This is a genomic window from Streptomyces sp. NPDC102278 (genome assembly GCF_044766345.1).
GTDB lineage: Bacteria > Actinomycetota > Actinomycetes > Streptomycetales > Streptomycetaceae > Streptomyces.
Genome location: NZ_JBIWLV010000026.1, coordinates 23,982 through 42,432, shown reverse-complemented (window position 1 = coordinate 42,432; position 18,451 = coordinate 23,982). Strand labels below are relative to the sequence as shown.

The following is an 18,451-nucleotide window of genomic DNA, read 5'->3' as shown; positions in this document are numbered from 1 at the left end:
CTGACACAGGGGTGAAGCACCGTGGCCGTACCTGCAACAGGGCTGGTGGCAACGTGCGCACGGGCCGGTCTGGGAGGGCGACCAGGTCGCTAGCGTGGGGCGCGGCGGGGCGGGTGTGTCCATCGGGGTCCCGTCTGGTGGGGTGCCTGCACTCGGACATAGAATAGAACACGTGTCCGATCTCCCGCCTGACCTGGCGCGCCTGCGCACCGTCGTCACCTACCTGCGGGCAGCCCTCGGCCGGGCCGAACAGGCCCTCGCCGTCGCGGAGACACAGGCGTCCCTGGACGCGGGTCGGCGTCCGTTGCCCGAGCCGCCCGCGTGGTTGATCGAACACGGCATCGGCGCGGGTCGGCCGCTCATCCGCGTCCACGTCGGCGGGTGCTGGGACACACGCAACCGCTGCTCGCCGGTCGAGGTCGAGCAGGCGCGCCGGGCCCTGGCCGAGGGTGTACCCGGCTGCCCGCACTGCCGGCCACACGTCGCGCTCGGCGTGCTGGACTGACCGGCCGGCGGCAGGCTGGTGGCATGAGCCCTGACCTGCGCGTGGTCGTCTACCCGCCCGATGCCGAGGGCGGGCGGCGCGTCCGCTGTGACGGGGAGATCCTCGGCCGCGCCTTCGGCCCCGAAGACGTCCGCGAATTCCTGCGCCGGGCAGGCCTCGACCCCGACGACGTCACCCTCACCGGGACCGGGCTCATCGAGTGGCGCGGCGGCGGCCCCGCCACCTGGCACCGGGCATAGCCCGGGCGCTTCACACCGGGCGGCGCCGGCCTTCCAGCAGTCGCTCGACGTCGCGGGCGATCGTCTCCGTCAGGTCCCCGGTGTCCACGTCCTGGTCCTCGGCGTCGATGACCTCGAAGTAGGCGACGACCGCCCCCTCGATGACCTCGCGCAGGACTTCGGGGGTGGGGTGACTGGTCACGGTCGGACTCCTTCGTACGCGCTGGTTCCGCGGAGCCAAACGAAATGGCCTAGCCGCGAAGTTGCCCCTCGTTGACGCCTTCCCATCGGAGCTGGGCCACGCCCAGCACGGCGCCACCACAGGCCGGACCGGACACGGCCAACACAGCAACGGACGCCGAACTGGACCCGACGCCGGGCGCCGACAGCGGGGCCGGGGCCGCGCGAAGCGGAACGCGCGGACGGCCACGAAGGCGGGCCCGAACACCGGACCACCCGGCCCGCGCCCTCGCTACCTCACCAACCCGCCCATGCCCACACCTTGAGGAGAGCGGCGCTACGAAGGCACGCATACCCATCACGGACAGATGTCATGAACTACTCCACCCAGATGCCGCTGCCCTGGGATCATCGAACCCTCTTTTCCAGCGACACGAACAGGGGCAGCATCATGTGGGACTACGCGGCACTCGCCAAGGAAGCCGGCCTGCTAGGCGGCCCTGAAGGCCTCCGTAACTTCTACCGCGAACAAGGCGGCGCCATCATAAACACCGCCGTCAAGGGAGCCAGCAGGCGAGGCAGCACCCACGCGCTGCGGTACTTCTCCAGCAGACAAGGCATGATCATGGGCGCCGCCCTCACCGGCGCCGGCGTGGCCGGGACCGTACTCTACGACAAGTGGCACGCGCGCCGCGCCGTCGTCAAGCCCGCGCCCCAAACCACGGAGACGCTGACCCCCGGCGAGAGCACCGACGCATAAGCGATCACGCCCCGCGCAGGCATCACATGTCTCTACGCCCCGACCCCGGCAGGCAGAGTGCCGGGGTCAGTCGGCTGGCGCAGCGCGGAATAGCCGCAGCCTGGCGCCCCAAGCGGGGCTAGGCCTCGTAGACGTGGTGCAGGACGACAGTGCGGCGTACGCCCGCCTCCAACATGGCCTGGGAGCGGTGTTGCCCGTTGATGTAGCCCCCCTCACTGTCGGGCTGGATCGCGTCCCACGTGCTGAACAGGGTGGCCAGGGCCTCGGTCTCCCAGTCCGTGGCGCCGACCGATGCTGCGTACGCCACGGCGAGCTCCTGCGCGTCCTCGGCTCCCACGGATTGCGCGCGGGCATCGCGGAGCACCTGCAGCGCCATCGCGTTGACCCGGTGCCAGTCTCCGCCGTGGTACCAGCAGCACGTACGGGTGGCATCCCGCGGCACTACCTGCCGCACCCAGCGCCGCCACCAGGGCACCCCGGCCGGCATGCAGTGAGGCTCGCGGAACGGGCGGGGGCGAGCAAGGCGGGTTACAGCGAACTCCTCGAACATCATCTGAGGCTCGGGCTCGGCGAGGCGCGGCACGTAGCCGGCGCCGCGGCCGGTCTCGACTGTGCCCCCGACCAGGGCGTCGAGCTGCTCCTGAGTGATTGCAGACCACCGCGGGCGACGCAATCGGTAGCGGCTGCCCTCGGCGAACACCACCCGTCGGAAGCGGGTCTCCTGGACCGAGCCCTCCCGCCACAGCTGGCGCTCCACCCACACCGGGGGGAGGGCCTCCTCGGAGCAGTGCCGCTCCCACACCGCGGCCGCGAATCTCTCCGCGCCGTTCAGCAGGCTCATTCCCTCGCCGGCGTGCTGGGTGACCACGGCGACGGAGCGCGCCCCGGGGGCAGTGAACAGCTGCAGTCGGAACGCCCCCGGCAGCCCGGGCGAGGTGAACATGTGCTCGTCCACGGTGCGCCGGCGCGCAGCCGCCAACGTGCTGAGGTCGTCCTGGCGGTGGTCGCGCGGAGCCGGCTCGGGGGCCGGACCGTCGGGGAGGCCATCGGTCATGCCCCGATCATTCCCGACCTGTCGCCCGGGCACAGCCGGTTGCCCAGACGAGCTCCACCTTGTCCGCTTCGACCAAGGCCTAGCGAAGCAGCACGCTCCCGGACCCATCTGTCCGGGGGAGTGCTACTGCGCTTGCCAGGCTGGGCCGCCGCAACCCGCCGCGATGCGCAGGAGGCAGTCCCGTCCAGCTCCTCGACCCTCAGGCTCCAGCGGCGCTTGGCTCAGCTGTACCGGCGCAGCACCTCTTCCGAATCCGATGGCGGCAGCCAACCCTGCGGGGTAACCGGCCTCAACGGTCGTCGGCGCGCTTCGCAGAAGGTGGCAGCGCCATGTCGAGCAGGGTGTCGATGGTCTCACCGTCCAGTTCGCTGTCCAGATGGAAAGATCGCCGGAGCAGGCTGCCGACCTGTTCGGGTGCCAGATCGAGGCGGGTGCGGGCGATCAGCAAGATGTCGCCAAAGAGCCCCGGTGTAGCGTCCGGATTCCTCAGGATGAACCAGTCGAGGAGTTTCACCACGTCGGTCCTGATGTCCCCGAGAGATAGCTCATCCTTCTCCCATTTCCGGGCCCTTGCCACGTCGTCGGCGAGACCGCCGACGACGGCCTCGATCAGCGTCGTGCGCAGCGCGGACATCGGGAAGAGGCTTCCGGGGCCTTCGCTGAGGGCGACTGCCGGCCACCATGCGAGGGTTGCGGCTGTCTCCTGAGTGCGCTTCTCGTCGGTCTTGGCGAAGCGCCGTTTGATGCTTCTGGTGTCCTCGTCTTCGAGGCTGTCCTTGATGATCTTGGTCAGGAGGTTGTGGTCGGTGACGAGTCCGCAGGGCTGAGATGTACCGAAGGTTGTGGTGCCGGCGAGGAGGGCTGCCGGGCCATCGGCGCTGCGGCGCTGCTCCGCCCAATCGCGGGCAACGGGTTCCGACCAGCGCGGGCCCTCCGGGGCATCGACCTGGGGCGGAGGCAGGTGGCGCCGCCCCCGTTCCGGATGAGGAAGATCGTTAAGGGCGATACCTGCGATCTTCGCCAGGCCTGCCCGGTCCACAAGGCGGGCCGGCTCCAGCTCGGGAGCCCGCAGGTCGACGACGCACTGGTCGAGCGGCTGGGGTGCGGGCAGGCGGTGGCGCTGTTGGGCCCACAGGGCAAGGTGATCGAGCCAGTTGGGCAGCGGCGTTTTGGAAGCCGTGAAGTCGGCGATCTTTGAGACGTGGACGTTGTCCGGTGTGGCGGCCTGCGCCAGGAGGTCCGCGGCGGTGACTGTGGTGGCGGCTCGGACCGGGCGGGGGTCGTAGTGCTCGAAGGCGCGGTCGAGGACCTGGCCTGGCCTGTGCCAGGCGGTGCCGTCCCACCAGTAGCCGCCGTGCCGGTAGAGGAATCCGCTGTGCCCGTACATCCAGTCGTGGTGGAGGTCGCTCATGTCCTGGTCGTGGATCAGCAGGACGGTGCGGCCGTATTCGGGGTGGTGGTGGACGGCCCAGGCGTACGAACGGTTCTTCGGTTCGGTGGTGAACGCCACCCAGCCGCCGTCCCGTAAGGAGTCGGTGCGACCCCACAGGCCTTCGCCCTGGTTACGTCCGGTGCGCTCGATCGCGTCCGGGTTGTCCAGGGGCAGCCGCTCGTCGTTGATGAACGGCAGGCCCGGCACAGGGTGATCGGTGCGCAGGCCATTGGCGACCGGGTGTATCACGTGCACGATGGCTTCTCCCTTGCAGCATTCGGGCCCCTTGCGGCGGACGCCGGAGGCTTCCCCCATCCCTGCACAGGGCAGGCTCCGTCAAACCCAGTCTCAGGGGGCGAGCGAATACGGTGACGACCGTGTGGAGTCCCGCGGCAGTGCACGGTCCCCCATCATGACCCTGAGCAGAGCTTCCGCGGCGCCGAGTTCACGCATCACCAAACCGGCAGTGCGGGCGACGGAGAGGTGAACACCATCGCCGAGTGGTCTGGCGTATCCGTCGCCAAGCACGTCAGCTCGGTGAACCGCGAGGAGAGCTTCACGGCTCCATGCCGCCAGGAGCCTGCGCTCGGACGCACCGGCGACGTGGTCGGTGGTGGGAGCTGGCCCGTGGGAGAGCAGGCGGTTGGCCGGGAACAGATCCAGCTGTTCCTCCGTCTCTTGTGGAGCGGCAGAACCTGCAGCTTGGGTCAGCTCAGCTATCCGGCGGCGCACCCGTGCCGCCACTTCTGCGGCCGGCAGGTCTGCGGGGCACTCGATGTCGTTGGGCGTCACGACTTCCAACGGGTTCTCGCGTATTCGGATGACCACGTGGCCAGAGGCTGACAGGTCCGCCGTCTTGGCGGCGTCCTGCTGGAAGCGGTCCCTGTGCCAGTAGGCGCCGTCGTACTCGACGACCACGGGTAGCGCTCCTGGAAGGTACATGTCCACTCGCCAGGCACGCTGCTGGCGACTCCCCTCACCTGCGGTGGTACGTGGAACGACACCCGGGCTTATCAGATCCGGAAGCGTGTCCTTCAACGCCGTGAAGATGTCCTGCTCCCGACGTGAAACACCGCGCTTCGCGCATCTCGGGCAGCCGGTTCCGACGGCGTGCCGGTTGCTGATGGACGTTCTCCACCGGTGCCGTTCATCCCGCGTGCAGCGCCACCACACGCTGAGCGTGGAGGTCAGGGTCCCCCCGTACGGAAGATCTGCCGGGTTGCCCTCGTGGTCAGAGTCGTACTCGTCCATCAGGTCAGGCCGCAGGTACGCGAGGGATCGACTCCCCTCCCCACCCAGCCGCCAACCCGCCTCACGCAGCGCGGCCTGCCATTCCACGCGCGCATCTCCGAGCCGGCGCTGCTGCCCTTGGCGCCACGCTGCGTAGTCCTCCACCGGCAGGTCGCTGCGGCCTTCCGCGAGGAACACTTCGCTCAATTGTTCTTCCTGGGCCCACAGCCACGTGCGCGCGACGGCATGTTCACGCACCCGCGCTTCCTCGTCCAGCTCGTCCGGCGGCCGAGGAAATGGCGCGCTGCGGTCAGGGAAAGCATCAGATCGATCAGTCACGACCCTGATCTATCAGTCGCCACCGACAACGGGGGGCCGGCGAGCGTGGGCGTCGAAGCCCGAGGCTAAGAGGTCATCTCATTTGGCTTTCTGGGTACCCTGTCCTTCATGGTGGGGATCGTGGAGCGGCTGGTGCCGGATGAGCTGTGGGACATGTTCCAGCGGGTGGTGCCCGAGGCGCCGTCCCGGCCTCAGGGAGGCGGCCGGCGTCGGCACGGTGACCGGGAAGTGCTCGCGGCGATCGTGTTCGTCGCGACCTCGGGTTGCACCTGGCAGCAACTGCCTACGGCGTCTTTCGGACCGTCCGGCGCGACTGCCCATCGGCGCTTTTCCGAGTGGTCGAAGGCCAGGGTGTGGGCCAAGCTTCACCGCCTGGTCCTCGACGAGCGCGGCGCCAGCGGCGAGCTGGACTGGTCGCGCTGCGCGATCGACTCCGTGAACATGCGGGCCTTGAAAAGGGGGACCTGACGGGTCCGAATCCTGTAGATAGGGGCAAGTTCGGGTCGAAGATTCATTTGGTCACCGAGCGGACCGGTCTGCCCCTCTCCGTCGGGATCTCCGGCGCGAACATGCATGACAGCCTCGGTCTTGAACCTCTCGTGCGGGGCATCCCGCCGATCCGGTCACGGCGCGGTCCCCGTCGGCGGCGCCCTGGCAAGCTCCACGCGGACAAAGGCTACGACTATGCCCACCTGCGTCGATGGTTACGCGGACGTGGCATCACCCACCGCATCGCTCGCCGCGGCATCGAGTCCTCCCAACGCCTGGGCCGACACCGCTGGACCGTCGAGCGCACCATGGCCTGGCTCGCCGGCTGCCGCCGACTCCACCGCCGCTACGAACGCAAAGCCGAGCACTTCCTCGCCTTCGCCGCCATCGCCTGCACCCTCATCTGCTACCGCAGAATGACCAAATGAGATGACTTTTAAGAAGCCGTGCCGGTCCCTTCCGGCACTGTGAACGTTGGCTGGCTACCGGCGGGGCCTAGCCCATGGTGTGGCTGCTCTGCGATATGGCTGCAGCATGGACATGCGTGATGTTGTCGACCGCTCGGAGCTGTACGACGAGCTCGCACGGCGGTACGGAACCGTCCCAGAGGGCAGGCGGCGGCCACGTCTTCCGGAGCACCGGCAGAAAGCCTGGACTTTGTTCGAAGCGGCGTGCCGGTTCTACGGCTCCGCCCAGCCGGAAGAGCTGGCCGCGGGCCTAAGCTTGTCGTTTAACGGCCGGTCGCGTCGGCATCGGAGGCCATCGACGTCTGTAGGACGCTTAGCCACCGTTGGCAGGCAGCACGGGTAACTGGTTCGAACAGCTCAGGGGTCGAGATTTCGACGAGGAACTGGGTCAGCAGGTCCCGGTGTGCTTCCTCGACGTCCACCTGTTCCTCGAAGTGCAGGGCCTGTCCCCAGTCGACGAGCTGACCTGGGCTGGCGACCCCTGCAATGACCTTCTCAACGGCGGATACGGCGTGGGCCCGCCGGAAGGTGACAGTTGATGTCGGCTCGCTGTGCTGGGAATCTTTGATGAGTTCGGAGAGCTCACCGTTCCAGCGCACGAGGTCTTGGAGGGGCCGACTTCTGTTCGCGTCCATGCTGCCCATCCTGCTTGATGGCGTCAGGACCGGATGTAGGCGGACGCTTGTCGATGGGAACCGGCGTGACACGTCGAGGTTTCGTGCCGACCGTGTGGTGGGCGGGTAGTTTGTATGCCTCGCCGGTCGCAAGGATCCGGCCCACGTCATGACGGGTAGCGGGGCGGCGGTTCTTCGAGCCGAGTGGGCGTCCGGGGCCGGGGCGGGTTGGTTTGGGTGCACCGGCTGGCGTTCCGGTCTTCGCCCGCAGGTTCCTGAACCCGCGGCGGACCCGGGCAGGGGTGAGTCTGTTCGGTTTCGCTGGCCGCTCCCATGGCCGGCGCAGATCCCGTGCGAGCGGGCGAGCCAGGCGAAGCTGTGCGTGAGCGGCCAGGACGAGCCAGGTCCAGCGGTCGGCGGATCGTGAGTCCCGCAGCTTCGGCTTGGTCCAGCCGAGGGTCTGCTTGAGGAGACGGAAGGTGTGCTCCACGTCGAAGCGCCGGAGAAAGGACTGCCAGCACCGGTCGACGTCCTCGGAGCGGGCGCCGGTGCCCGACCACCACAGCCACACTGGCTTGTTCACCCCGCCGCTAGGCAGTTTCTCGACCTTCAGGCGGATCACGGTGCCCTCGATGATGGGCAGCGGGCCTACGTGGTCGAGCCACGCGGCACGGCGAGTCAGTCGGGGATGGAGCCGGTCCCACGCCTGCGCGGTCGCCGACCCGTACCGGTTGGTGTTGGTGACGGTCACCTCGGTGACCTCGCCCCAGGTCTCAGGCCGTCCGAAGACGAACTCACCGCCATGTTTGGGCGGGCGACCGCCCTGAGGCGGGCAGATCCACGGCACCGGCACGGGCTTGCGCATCACCCGGTCCGAGCGCAGTCGGCCCAGCACCTCGACCGGCAGGTCATTCAGCAAGTGAGCGATGCGGGGCGCGTCGTAGCCGGCGTCCAACACGACCAAGATGTTAGGCGCCCCCGGTTGTTACTGGCTGGCCTCCACAAGGCGGTCGACGACGTCGCGGACCTGATCGGCGGTGACCGCGGCCAAGTCGGCACCGGGCTCCAGCCGGATGGTATCCAGGAGAGCCGTCCATGAGGTGCGGCCGGTCTCCAGCGCGGCGACGATCGAGTACGGCCAGCCGGGGACCATCTGGTGCTTGCCCAGGCCGCGGCCGAAGGTGTGACAGAACGAGCGGTCCGAGCAGGTATCCGCGTCCGGCCGAAGCCACGGGGACACGTCCACAGCCAGCACCAGGCGCCCGTCGCTTGCCCGAGGCAGCGGCACACCCGCCAACGCGCGGCGTAGCCGGGCGACGTCGATCCGGCCCCGGTTGATCCCGGAGTACAAAGCCCCGTGCCCCCGTCGGTGTTCCGGCGCGAGTGCCAGATCCACGAGGGTGCGGACTGGTCCATCGGTGCACAGCAGAGCGTCACACAAGTCGAACAGGGCATCCGCCCGCGACGTCAGGCAGGCGTACAGCTCCGCCCGGAATTCCGACACCTTCGTCAACGCGTCTCGTTCATTTTGCTCGACCAGTCCCACGATCCCGGCTTCCGTACTGGACCAACCCTGAGCACAGGATCAGGCCCAGACCTCTAGGACGACCGATGAACTGGGAAAACTCCGGGCAAGTGCGATCCCCGTTCGACGCCGGACGTTAAACGACAAGCTAAGAGCGACCGCCACTTGATGGTCAGCGGAGGCGGCGGGCTGTTGGCCGCGTGCTCCAGCGATAGAGCTTGCGTGCTCGGCGAATCAGCGCGCGGACGGTGACGAACGCGGCGGCGAGGTAGAGGTAGAAATCGACGACCTCGCCGTCGCGTTCGAAGCACCTGCGGATCTTGCCGTAGCCGTTCATCCATGACTGCGTACGTTCGACCACCCAACGCTTGCCAACTTGGATCGGGGCCGGGATGCCCTTCACGGCTATCTCACCGATCAGCCTGTGATCGTCCAGTATTCGACGGCAGGCTCGCCCGTGGTACGCAGAGTCCAGGTGGATTACGGCGTTCCCGGGTAGGGCTCCGAGCTGATATTCGGCCGCTTCGATGGTCGGCTCCAGCAGTTTCGAGTCGTGCCGGTTCGCGCCGGCCGACGCAATGCCCAGCGGGACTCCATTGGCATCGACCAAAGTGGAGCGTTTGAGTCCCTGCTTCGCACGGTCGACCGGTGACGGTCCGGCTTTGGCGCCGACGCAAGGTGCCTTGGTGTGACAGCCGTCAGCAGACAAATCATCGAGGTTCAGGCCGATCATCGTGTCGTAAGCGGCCAGGGCGATCGCGTGCAGCCGCGTGGCCAGTCCGAGGTGGGCCCATTCCCTGACCCGGCGTCGGATCGTAGTGGCCGAGCACTCGTTGCTGGCGACCCGCTCAAAACCCGAGCCGTGGACCAGGGCGTCTACGACGTGGCGGAAGACGACTCGGTCGGGCACCCGGCGGCGGTGGCACCCCCATGGATGCGCCGGATCGAACTCGGGCCGGTCAGGAATCAGCGCGCTGAACTGGTCCCACAGCGGGTCAAACAGGGATGATGGGACGGTAGGCACGAATCCTCCGGCGATCGCTGAGCTTGAGATCTTCATGATCGCTACAGGTCGTTCTCACGAGTCATCCCTTGAGGCCGTAACTGGCCGGTACCCTGGAGTTTGAGAGTCTGTGGGCATATTCGGAGAGCCGGGCGGCTTCCAGATCGTGGTACTCGAGTACATGCCACTGCGGCGCTTCGGTCTCTTCCAGATCCTGCTCAGCGGCTGGCCGATAGGTGACGGAACCACAACGGCCTTCTATCCGCACTACTGCGACCTGCAAGATCTCGCCCGACTGGTCGAGAGTGGCGAACCGCATGAGCGGTTTCAGCTGATTCTGGGTGACACCTTCGACCACATGCAGGTCGACGCCGAGATGACCGACCGCGCGATCCTGTTCAGCTTCCGCTCCCACGACGAGAATTCGCAGTGGCGCGAAGCACAGGTAGACAGCAGAGAATTCCTCACCGTCTGGCGCCAGGCCGCGGCCTGCATCGAGGCGATCCTCGCTCGGGCCGACGAGTCCTGACCCGCCACCCAGGCAAGCGCCGATGTTGAACCGGTTGCACGCATCACGCCGACCTGCCAGCAACCTGAAACCCTCACTGACCATCAAGTGGCGGTCGCTCTAAGAATGTCCCCTCCGTCAACACCTGGATGGACGGCCACATCCACGGCGAGGACGGCTGCACCGGTTGCCAGGACAAGCGACCCACCGGCACCGACTGGCAGGCCCGGATGGACACCATCACCATGATGCAATGCGACATCACCAAGTGGTTCAACCGCGAGGTCTGGACGGCCGCCCTCAACGACACCGGCTACGGCGTCACCCGAACCTGACCCGCCCGCCCTCGTGGTCATCCACGCGCTGGAGGCAGACTGAACCCTGCGGCCGAATCAGAACATGTCCCAGTCCGCCTGGTAGAAGCTGGGCTCGCTGACGCAGGTGTCACCGGTCCGGGCGATGCCGATGGACAGCTGGACGTCGGCCGGGACCGCGGCGCCGCTGGAAGAGAACCTCAGCCAGGCATCCGGGGTGTCCTCGGCGTACTGCATGATCGCGGCGTCCAGCACGGTCGGCGAGATGCCGGTAAGCGCGATCCCCCAGTGGTGGAGCTGAGGCCCGGTCCGCCCGTGGATGGTGACGCCGCCGAGCCGGGGCACCGGCCCTCCGTAGTGGGCGCTGACCCCGGCCCCCGGAAAATGATCCGTCCTCAGATCCCATACGCCGGACTTCTTCCAGAACCAGGACGGGAACGCGCCTTCCCGGTGGGCAGGTTGCTCGCCCAGGACGGCGGCGACCTCGTGCGGGCTCATCCCGAAGACGAGCGGCCCGACCTGCTGCATCGGCGTCCACTCCCACTGCGGCCGCTCCTCGTCGCGGATCACCGGCCACACGCCGGGGCTGCGGGGCGGGATACTGCTGTCGACGTCGCGCCAGTGAATGATCGGCGCGGACTCGTAAGGGTCCTCGGCGATACCCGGCCCGCAAAGCAGCGCCGAGGTCACCAGCCCGTCCCTGCGAGTACCGTCCAGGCCGCAGTCAGCCTCGGTACCCATCGACACCCCCCACGCCGGAACCTCCGGGTCGCCGCTGAAGTTCACCCGAACCTCCACGCTCTGCTCGCCAGCGAGGCGGTGAATGTCCTCCTGTACCCGGGACGGCACCCGATCGACCAACTCGACGTCGTCGATCCATACGCGCGGGCCGCGCAGGGCGTCCACCGCAACCGCGGCCAGCAGCCCGTCCTGGCCGTGGATCAACGTCATCCCCTCCCACTCGCCCCGGTACCGCGTCCAGAACCCGCCGCCGCCCGACCACCGGGTCTCAGTGAGCTCCGGGAAGGTAAGCACGGCCTCCACCCCGCTCTGGCTCATCCCGAACCGGACCGGCCCCACACCGGCCAGCGGATCCAGCACCCACCGTGGCCGCGCCACCAACTCCCTACGCCCCCACGCCACCCCGGCACCCTCCACACGCCCTGGCCACAGGCAACTTCCGCCCGTTGATCACGGAGTGACCATACGAGGCTCCGCTGACATCCAGCCCGTGGCCGAGCACATGAGGACCTGTGGGGCCGCGCCGAGGGCAAAATGGAGGCCCTGCAGGCCAGTGTTGAGCGGGCCAGGGGCCGACATCGGAGACAGGGCCGCCTCCCCGGGTGCCCGGGTAGCGCGCGAGGAGGAAGAGCTGGCTCCGAAGAGGGCGCGCTCCGGCAAGGCGGCCTGGGGCCGGGAGCTGATGTCGCTGCGGAGGCCGAGCTGTACGAGAAGGCGGCCGCGTTCGGCGTCCGGGCCGCTCGTCCATGAGCCACGCCAGCTTACCGACCGCCCTCGCCCACACCGGCCGTCGCCGACGCAAGGCCTGCCGGGCAACGGCACCGCACGTCGTTGGGCACGAGCCGCGATCCTCCCCGACCTCGCTCATGCCGCCGCTTCGTTGCACACTCAGTTGGGAACGGGGCCGGCTCGTGGAGGATGCGGGCCGCCCCGAGTGGTCAAGGGCGCCATCGGCCGGTACCTCGCGCTGAGCACGGTTTGACGCTCTCCGGAGCCGGCGACCGCCACACATGCCGCCACCGCGACCGGGGCGTCAAGTTGGCAATGCACCGCAGGGGTAGCGAGGCTTGGGTAGACTCACAGCCCATGGGACGGTTCAATGCCGGGGTGGTGAACTGGGCACGGATGTACGACTGCTACTCCGACGTAGATCGCGTACCCGAGCTTCTGGCTCTGGTGGAGCGTGAGGACGACGCCGAAGCATGGACCGAGCTGGGATACCGGCTGGTCCTTGAGCATGACCTGCTTTCGCCGGCCAGCCTCGCGGCCCTGCCCCGGCTGGTGCGCCTTGCCGAGGGGAGCACGCAGGCGCGACGCCTGGCCGGAGCAATCATGGAACGCGCGGCGAGTCACCACGACGGCGACGAACAGCTCGCCGACAGTGCAGAAGTGATCGCCGAGTTCGGCGCCCTCCTTGACCGGCACTTGCAGACGCGGCCGGCCGACTACCTGGTCACCTTCCGCGCGCTACTGGCCGTCACCGGGAGCAGTACCACTGGGCGAATGTCCCGGGGGACTTCGCCGACGACTTCTATGAGCTGGCGTGCCCCACTGCACGGTGAAGGTGACCATCGCCATCGGCGGCCATGGCCGCTATGCGGCAATCCGGGACTGGCACCTGGGCGACATCGAGCGGCGTGACCTGCGGCCGAGTCCTGCCGAGGAACTTTCGCGCGTCGGCCGATGGATGTACGAGATCGCGGTACGCGATGGGAAAGCCGTACTCGCCGAGGGCATCTCCCATCTCTTCGGCAAGGCCGAGTGCCCGGGTTGTGGCAGCGTGTTCACCATCGCGGACGAGTACGAGGCCGCGAACTGCCCCGTCCTGCGATAGTGCCGTGTGGCGTTGGTTTTTCGGCCCATGACGCTGGGGCGGACCGGTGAGGCGTGCCGATGGCCGGCTCAGGCTGTTCCTCTCGGATCTTGTCGAACAATGTGGTCGTCCCAGGTCTCTCGAATGTCGGAACGGATGCCACCGCTGTTGTCGTCCCAGGTGAGGCCCTGAGCGACCGCCCATGCCTTGATCTGCTGGTGGTCGGGATCTTGCCCGACGCGCATGGCGGGTGTGCCGCGGACAGCGTATGCGGGCAGGCGTCGCTCGCCGATGACGGTGCGCGGCAGCGAGAGGTGGAACCGCTGCTCAAGGACGCCGAGGGTGCGCTTGCGGTAGGCCGCGAAGTGCTCCCTGGAGGGCGGGAAGTTCTTGCTGCCGTCGGGATGAAGTACCTGTGCGTCAATGAGTTCTGGCAGGAGGAAGTCCGGCTCCGCGCCCCAGCGACGGTGCTCCTCCCCGACTCCGAAACTGCAGGTCAGCACACCGTTCTTGACATAGTGGAACCTGGCGGGCGGACGTGCGCTCATCGGCAGATAATGGACTGCCTCGACGCCGTCGGACGCGATCGCCTCCAACCGATCCATACCGGTGGAGTCCCCGTACTCCAGGGCGAAAGCCCACCCCTCCGCCTCCCCGACCCGCACGACCCCGTCGCCGCGCACGCCGTAGGTGCCACCCCTCATGCCCAGGTGCTCCACCTCGCCGTCGACGATCGGCTCGGTCGCCTCGCGTGGGTCGCCTCCCATGCGTACTGCAAGATCCCCGGCGGACAGACCCCGCGCGAAGACCACACCCTCCACATGGCTACCCAAATCCGACAGCCACTTGATCCCATCAGTCATGGCACCCCTCCGCCTGGTCGAAGCCACCCCTGCTGAAGAAACCTAGCCATAGACACTGACAGTCCTGAGCCCACCCACCTCCACGAAATGTGAGGCATAGACGGTGGATCCGGAGCGGGCCACGCACACGGAGATGGTGTCGTCCCAGTTGAGCTAAGCCCCCCGCCGCCGTGGTCCGCTTGATCATCGGCCGCGACGACGCCCAGGCGTGCTCGTCACCGACGGCCTGTACTTCGACCTGCCAACGGCTCTTTGCAACGCCGCGCACCTCGCCCAAGGCCGTGTGGAGACATGGGCGGGGCAGACGAACAGGTAGGCCCCAACCGTTCGACCGACTCTGAGACGGATGCGGCGCCTCCCGGCCCACCGGGACCACCGACTAGCCTCTCCCAATGGGACTCGACATCACCGTGCTCATGGTCGACTGGGGGCACCTGGCGCGGATACCGGCGGACGACAGGGTCAACGTACTGGGCGATGCAGCGTGCCCCGACTTCTGCTGCGAGGCGTGCGAAGACGCCGCCTACGCCGTGACGGACGGCTGGGTGTGGCAGCGGCAGGTGTCCTGGTGCGCCGAGTACCGCTTCCACGGAACCACCGGCTCCTACGGCTTCCATCCCCGGTTGGCCAATGCCTGGCAGGACGTCCGGGCCTCAGTAGCGCCCGAACTGCGGCACGCCCTGGACCACTTCCTGCGCGGCCTGTTCTGGGACGACCCGGACGACCCCACGGGGACGGACCCCATGGCCACCGCGGAGGACGCACGGCCCGCCGCGCGCGGTCTCCCCGACGACCCCGCTCCATGGCGCCCCCGGGTGCTCCTGCTCAGCGCCCCCGACGAGGTGTCGGAGCTCGTCCGCTCCTGGCAGGTGGCCGCGCCCCGACTGGAGGAACTGCGCGGGCCCTTCGAAGCCGGGGCCGCCGGCTGGGCGGGCCGGCCCGACGGCTTCGACGCGGCCTCGGCGCTGCTGCGCGAATGGGGCGATGTCGCCACGGAGGCCGGCGCCCGGGGATGGGGCCTGGTCGGACTCCCCTTCTAGATGATTGATTCCAAGGGTCCAGTCCTGTCCTGGGTAGCCAGGTAACGCCTGGGGTGGATGTTCTCAGCCGCTGTGACGGGGCGGTTCCCAGACCGAGCAGTCGTGTGCGAAGAGCACGCGTCGGGGGTCGAAGTCGGTGAGCCGCTCCAGCCATCCTTGATAGGTTGGAAGCGGCTGCTCCAGACCTTGGAGCGTGGCCTGGCGTGCGAGGTGATCCGACGCAAAATGGGACGCCAAGTCGTGCGCCTGACCGGCGAGGACCACCGTCCCATCGCTCTTCCTGACCACCAGCGACTGATGCCCGTCGGTATGCCCGGGGGTCTGAATGATCCACACTCCAGGCCAGACCTCGGCTTCGCCGCCGATCTCCTCGTAGGTCGCACCGGGGAAGTCGATGAGTTCGTCAATCGTGTAGTCGCCTTGGCGAGCAGTGGCCAGCTCCACGGCCTGTACCAGGATCGGCTTTCTGGCCAGCAAGGGGTTCCCGCCGCAGTGGTCGAAGTGAAGGTGGCAGTTCACGACCAGGGAGACATCAGCGAGGGCGACGCCGACCTCCGCGAGGGCGCCCTCCAGCGGCCGTCGTTGGGGGCGGTAGTGGGCCTCGGTCTCGGGATCGGCAGATCCGACACCGGTGTCGAAGAGGATCAGTCCTTCATCGCGCCGCACCAAATAGGCGAGCACGGGTTCAACCCGCGGCTGAGGGCCGCCGGTCTCGGATGCAGGTCGGATGAAGTACCCCAGGTCGAGTCGATGCACCGCCATGTTCTGCTCCATCCGGTCATGATGACGCACCGTTGTGTTCTTTCCGGGTTGTCCACCGACAGCGGACACGGCGGGCTCACAGCGAAGGCAGCTGGCCTGAGTCACCGTCAGGCACGATGCGCTCCACGGTCAGTGGTCGTAGGCGGTCAGTGAGCGGAGGACCGGCTCGCCGACGTTCGCGTTGTGCCAGACAGCGGCGGTGAGCGCCAGGATGCGCTGCAGGACGCGGACCGCCACTCCGGTGACGGTCCGGCCGCCATGTCGTTCCAGGTCAAGCTGCCCTTTGAGAGTCTGGTTGATCGACTCGATGACTTGCCGAAGTGGCTTAAACAGCCCCGCTCCCGCTCGCTCCGTCTCGCCCTTGCGTGCGGGCTTCAGGTGGTGCACGCCGGCGTCCGCCAACTGCGCTTCGAACTCGGCACCGAAGTAGTTCTTGTCACCGATCAGCGTCTGACCAGGGCGTTCGGCCAGCAGCCCGGGCTCCACCGCGAAGATCTCCAGCAGGGTCTGCTGTTCGTTGGCCTTCGCCCCGGCCAAGGCGAAGGCGACCGGCAGGCCGCTGAGTGTGCATACGAGGTGCAGGCGAAGGCCCCAGAAGTAGCGCGAGTGGCTGGCGCAGTAGCCGTACTCGGCCCACCCGGCCAGGTCGGACCGCTTGACCGTCTCCCGGGACCGGCCGCACTCCACCGGGGTGGAGTCCACCACCCACACGTCGTCCGTCCACGCGGAGGTGTCGGTGGCCAGCGCCCGCACCAAGTGTCGGATGAGGCCGGCTGACCTGCGCAGCCGCTTGTTGTAGCCGCTCTGCTGCGGCAGGTACGGGAACAGGTGCCGCAGATGCGAGCGTGCGTAACGCAGCCAGCGAGCCTCTCCGGGGAAGCCGAGGAGCGCCTGCATCACAGACAGTGTGACCAGCTCGGCGTCGCTCAGCTGCGGCGATATACCGACCTTCGGCCGCCACGGGGTGAGCTGCGGCGAAGCCTTCAGCAGGTCATCGGTCTTGACATACAGCGCGGTAGCGAGGGTGTCCAAGTCGTTTGTCACACAATGACCTTGGACGCCCTCACCCTGTTCACGCAGCTATCCCTTGGAATCAATCATCTAGAGCGCCAGCTGCCCCCTCGGCCGCCGCAGCATGCTCCAAACAGGTCATGCGCGGTGGTGGTGCACACGCTGCGGCGGTCGAGGGGGCAACGTGGTGAAGGGAGTCCGCCCGGGAGCCCTTCGCACGTCGACCGGGCGGACCGCAGCAGGCAGAGCTGCATCGTGGCCTCCCCGGGCGTGAGCCATCACCCTGCAGATCACCAGGGTGGCTTACCGGAGGGGAACGAGCAGGCCGAGGGCGACCGCCGCCCGGCGGCACCCAGCCAATGCCGCAGCGAGTTGCGTGAAGCGCCGCGACACCCGGCTACTAAAAGTGGTCGGGCAGCCAAGGCTCGAAGAGGGCGGCGCTGTGGACAAGGGCCGCGAGAGCCTTATCCGATTTGGCATGGACCCCGGCCATGCGCGCTGAGGTGGTGGACCGGTACCCACCGGCGTACCAGACCGCGAGCTGCTTCCGGCTGAGCGTCACTTCACCGGGTACGGAGGTGGGGGTGAGTTCCGCGGACCCGTCCTTGATGTGGAGCAGCCAGCGGTCCCAGCCGTCGCCGGTCGGGTTCTCGATCTCGACGTGGATCGTGGTGGTGAGGTCGGCGGGCCAGCCGCGCAGTCGGATGGCTTCGGGTGCGTCGAGGATGCGGAGCATCCAGGGGTGCCAGGACTCTGCGGTGGCGCGGTGGTGGCGGAGGCCGTGGAGAAGGGTGGGGTAGGGCGGGAGGGCGCCGCGGCGGAAGTTGATGGTGCGGGCACGGGTGTTGTGGCGGCCGAGGAAGGCGAGCATCGCGGCGGCGGTGGGTTGGCTGGCGGCCCAGAAGTCGTGGACGACCAGGCTCATGCCGTGGCGTTCGTGCCGTTTGGTCGCCAGGGTGAGCAGGCCGGCGGTGGGCAGGCCCGGGCGGGCGAAGCGGTAGGTGGTGAGGTTGCTCTTCTCCTGCTTCCACCGGGTCCACCAGGCGGGGCGGTGGACGGGTCCGTTCCACTGCCGGGCGAGCTGGTGCTGGAGGTCTTCGGCTTCGTCGGTGAGTCCGTGCTCGACTTCGAAGTCCTCGCCGGTGAAGGCCCTCTTGAGGTCGTCGGTGGCCACGGCCCAGGCGAGGACGTCGACCGGGGCCTCCCAGCCGAGGCGCCGGGCGTAGCCGGTGGAGGAGGTGACGATGGTGGAGATCACCGCCCCGCGGTCGATGAGGGGTCGCAGGCGTTCGGTGGCCATGTCGGTGGCCAGGTGCTCGCCCCGTTCTTCCGGGGCCACGCAGCCGTCGCCGAGGCAGGCGCTGGGTACGGGGGCGCCGCCGAAGAACTGGTCGACGAGGAGGCCGAGGCCGCCCGCGACGACACGGCCGCCGCGGAGGGCGACCTGGAGGTCGGCGTGCTCGCGCAGGTGGATGACGTCGGAGATCGGGTGTCCGTAGGCGCGGGCGGCGAGCTGGTCGTACTGCTCCCACAGGCCGTTATCGGCCGCGGTGAAGGTCAGCTGATGGTTCATGGGCCCGCCC

General features: G+C 68.2%; 20 protein-coding genes and 1 pseudogene. 8 read left to right on the top strand and 13 right to left on the bottom strand.

Annotated features, from left to right (window positions below):
- The first annotated feature begins 172 nt into the window (after nt 1-172).
- Together ACIRO3_RS34550 and ACIRO3_RS34545 are read left to right on the top strand one after the other, a co-directional pair.
- Nucleotides 173-505, top strand: a complete 333-nt coding sequence (locus tag ACIRO3_RS34550) for a DUF6233 domain-containing protein (protein WP_404143432.1) — start codon at nt 173-175, stop codon at nt 503-505.
- A gap of 23 nt (nt 506-528) precedes the next feature.
- On the top strand, nt 529-744 hold the full coding sequence (locus ACIRO3_RS34545; RefSeq protein ID WP_404143430.1) for a hypothetical protein: 216 nt from the start codon (nt 529-531) through the stop codon (nt 742-744).
- 10 nt (nt 745-754) lie between these two features.
- Here the strand turns inward: ACIRO3_RS34545 and ACIRO3_RS34540 are convergent, their stop codons facing one another.
- Nucleotides 755-925 (bottom strand): hypothetical protein, encoded by a 171-nt coding sequence (locus ACIRO3_RS34540; protein WP_404143429.1) that lies wholly within the window; start codon nt 923-925, stop codon nt 755-757.
- Between the two features lie 351 nt (nt 926-1,276).
- Between ACIRO3_RS34540 and ACIRO3_RS34535 the strand changes: the two genes are divergently transcribed.
- Complete coding sequence (locus ACIRO3_RS34535; protein ID WP_404143428.1) at nt 1,277-1,663, top strand: hypothetical protein; 387 nt, start codon at nt 1,277-1,279, stop codon at nt 1,661-1,663.
- A gap of 118 nt (nt 1,664-1,781) precedes the next feature.
- On the opposite strand, the gene ACIRO3_RS34530 is transcribed toward ACIRO3_RS34535, so the two are convergent.
- The 3 genes from ACIRO3_RS34530 to ACIRO3_RS34520 all read right to left on the bottom strand — a co-directional run bounded on the left by ACIRO3_RS34530 (nt 1,782) and on the right by ACIRO3_RS34520 (nt 5,718).
- Entirely contained in the window at nt 1,782-2,717 is a 936-nt protein-coding gene (locus ACIRO3_RS34530; RefSeq protein WP_404143426.1) for a hypothetical protein, read from the bottom strand.
- Nucleotides 2,718-3,006: 289 nt separating this feature from the next.
- Nucleotides 3,007-4,404: a hypothetical protein gene (locus tag ACIRO3_RS34525; protein WP_404143425.1), complete on the bottom strand. Its 1,398-nt coding sequence runs from the start codon at nt 4,402-4,404 to the stop codon at nt 3,007-3,009.
- 93 nt (nt 4,405-4,497) lie between these two features.
- The gene (locus ACIRO3_RS34520) at nt 4,498-5,718 is read right to left on the bottom strand and encodes a zinc-ribbon domain-containing protein (protein WP_404143424.1); all 1,221 of its coding nucleotides are present in this window, start codon (nt 5,716-5,718) and stop codon (nt 4,498-4,500) included.
- 108 nt (nt 5,719-5,826) lie between these two features.
- On the opposite strand from ACIRO3_RS34520, the gene ACIRO3_RS34515 reads away from it, so the two are divergent.
- A protein-coding gene (locus ACIRO3_RS34515) for an IS5 family transposase (protein WP_404143423.1) occupies nt 5,827-6,635 on the top strand; the annotation gives its coding sequence in 2 pieces (ribosomal slippage) (nt 5,827-6,175 and nt 6,175-6,635; 810 coding nt in all).
- Between the two features lie 302 nt (nt 6,636-6,937).
- Here ACIRO3_RS34515 and ACIRO3_RS34510 read toward each other — a convergent pair.
- The 3 genes and pseudogenes from ACIRO3_RS34510 to ACIRO3_RS34500 form a co-directional block, all read right to left on the bottom strand.
- Nucleotides 6,938-7,309 carry a hypothetical protein gene (locus tag ACIRO3_RS34510; protein ID WP_404143421.1) on the bottom strand — a complete coding sequence of 124 codons (372 nt, stop codon included), beginning with the start codon at nt 7,307-7,309 and terminating at the stop codon, nt 6,938-6,940.
- A gap of 70 nt (nt 7,310-7,379) precedes the next feature.
- Nucleotides 7,380-8,828, bottom strand: a pseudogene (locus ACIRO3_RS34505) (NF041680 family putative transposase); the annotation flags it as partial.
- 157 nt (nt 8,829-8,985) lie between these two features.
- The gene (locus ACIRO3_RS34500; RefSeq protein ID WP_404143482.1) at nt 8,986-9,837 is read right to left on the bottom strand and encodes an IS5 family transposase; all 852 of its coding nucleotides are present in this window, start codon (nt 9,835-9,837) and stop codon (nt 8,986-8,988) included.
- 109 nt (nt 9,838-9,946) lie between these two features.
- On the opposite strand from ACIRO3_RS34500, the gene ACIRO3_RS34495 reads away from it, so the two are divergent.
- Together ACIRO3_RS34495 and ACIRO3_RS34490 are read left to right on the top strand one after the other, a co-directional pair.
- Nucleotides 9,947-10,345 (top strand): hypothetical protein, encoded by a 399-nt coding sequence (locus tag ACIRO3_RS34495; RefSeq protein WP_266708734.1) that lies wholly within the window; start codon nt 9,947-9,949, stop codon nt 10,343-10,345.
- 128 nt (nt 10,346-10,473) lie between these two features.
- Nucleotides 10,474-10,659, top strand: a complete 186-nt coding sequence (locus ACIRO3_RS34490; protein ID WP_404143419.1) for a hypothetical protein — start codon at nt 10,474-10,476, stop codon at nt 10,657-10,659.
- A gap of 57 nt (nt 10,660-10,716) precedes the next feature.
- Here the strand turns inward: ACIRO3_RS34490 and ACIRO3_RS34485 are convergent, their stop codons facing one another.
- Both ACIRO3_RS34485 and ACIRO3_RS34480 read right to left on the bottom strand, forming a co-directional pair.
- A complete protein-coding gene (locus ACIRO3_RS34485; protein ID WP_404143417.1) occupies nt 10,717-11,757 on the bottom strand; it encodes a hypothetical protein in 1,041 nt (346 codons plus the stop codon).
- Nucleotides 11,758-12,456: 699 nt separating this feature from the next.
- Nucleotides 12,457-12,804, bottom strand: coding sequence for a hypothetical protein (locus tag ACIRO3_RS34480; protein WP_404143416.1), 348 nt, complete (start codon nt 12,802-12,804; stop codon nt 12,457-12,459).
- 118 nt (nt 12,805-12,922) lie between these two features.
- Here ACIRO3_RS34480 and ACIRO3_RS34475 point away from each other — a divergent pair, with 118 nt between their 5' ends.
- Nucleotides 12,923-13,213, top strand: coding sequence for a hypothetical protein (locus ACIRO3_RS34475; protein WP_404143414.1), 291 nt, complete (start codon nt 12,923-12,925; stop codon nt 13,211-13,213).
- A gap of 68 nt (nt 13,214-13,281) precedes the next feature.
- Here ACIRO3_RS34475 and ACIRO3_RS34470 read toward each other — a convergent pair whose 3' ends face one another.
- Complete coding sequence (locus tag ACIRO3_RS34470) at nt 13,282-14,055, bottom strand: DUF6461 domain-containing protein (protein WP_404143412.1); 774 nt, start codon at nt 14,053-14,055, stop codon at nt 13,282-13,284.
- 392 nt (nt 14,056-14,447) lie between these two features.
- On the opposite strand from ACIRO3_RS34470, the gene ACIRO3_RS34465 reads away from it, so the two are divergent.
- Nucleotides 14,448-15,095: a hypothetical protein gene (locus ACIRO3_RS34465; protein ID WP_404143410.1), complete on the top strand. Its 648-nt coding sequence runs from the start codon at nt 14,448-14,450 to the stop codon at nt 15,093-15,095.
- A 63-nt stretch (nt 15,096-15,158) separates the two neighbouring features.
- Here the strand turns inward: ACIRO3_RS34465 and ACIRO3_RS34460 are convergent, their stop codons facing one another.
- The 3 genes from ACIRO3_RS34460 to eis all read right to left on the bottom strand — a co-directional run bounded on the left by ACIRO3_RS34460 (nt 15,159) and on the right by eis (nt 18,441).
- Entirely contained in the window at nt 15,159-15,869 is a 711-nt protein-coding gene (locus ACIRO3_RS34460) for an N-acyl homoserine lactonase family protein (RefSeq protein WP_404143408.1), read from the bottom strand.
- A 117-nt stretch (nt 15,870-15,986) separates the two neighbouring features.
- Nucleotides 15,987-16,901, bottom strand: a complete 915-nt coding sequence (locus tag ACIRO3_RS34455) for an IS982 family transposase (RefSeq protein ID WP_404143406.1) — start codon at nt 16,899-16,901, stop codon at nt 15,987-15,989.
- Between the two features lie 367 nt (nt 16,902-17,268).
- A complete protein-coding gene (gene eis, locus ACIRO3_RS34450; RefSeq protein ID WP_404143404.1) occupies nt 17,269-18,441 on the bottom strand; it encodes an enhanced intracellular survival protein Eis in 1,173 nt (390 codons plus the stop codon).
- Between the last annotated feature and the right edge of the window lie 10 nt (nt 18,442-18,451).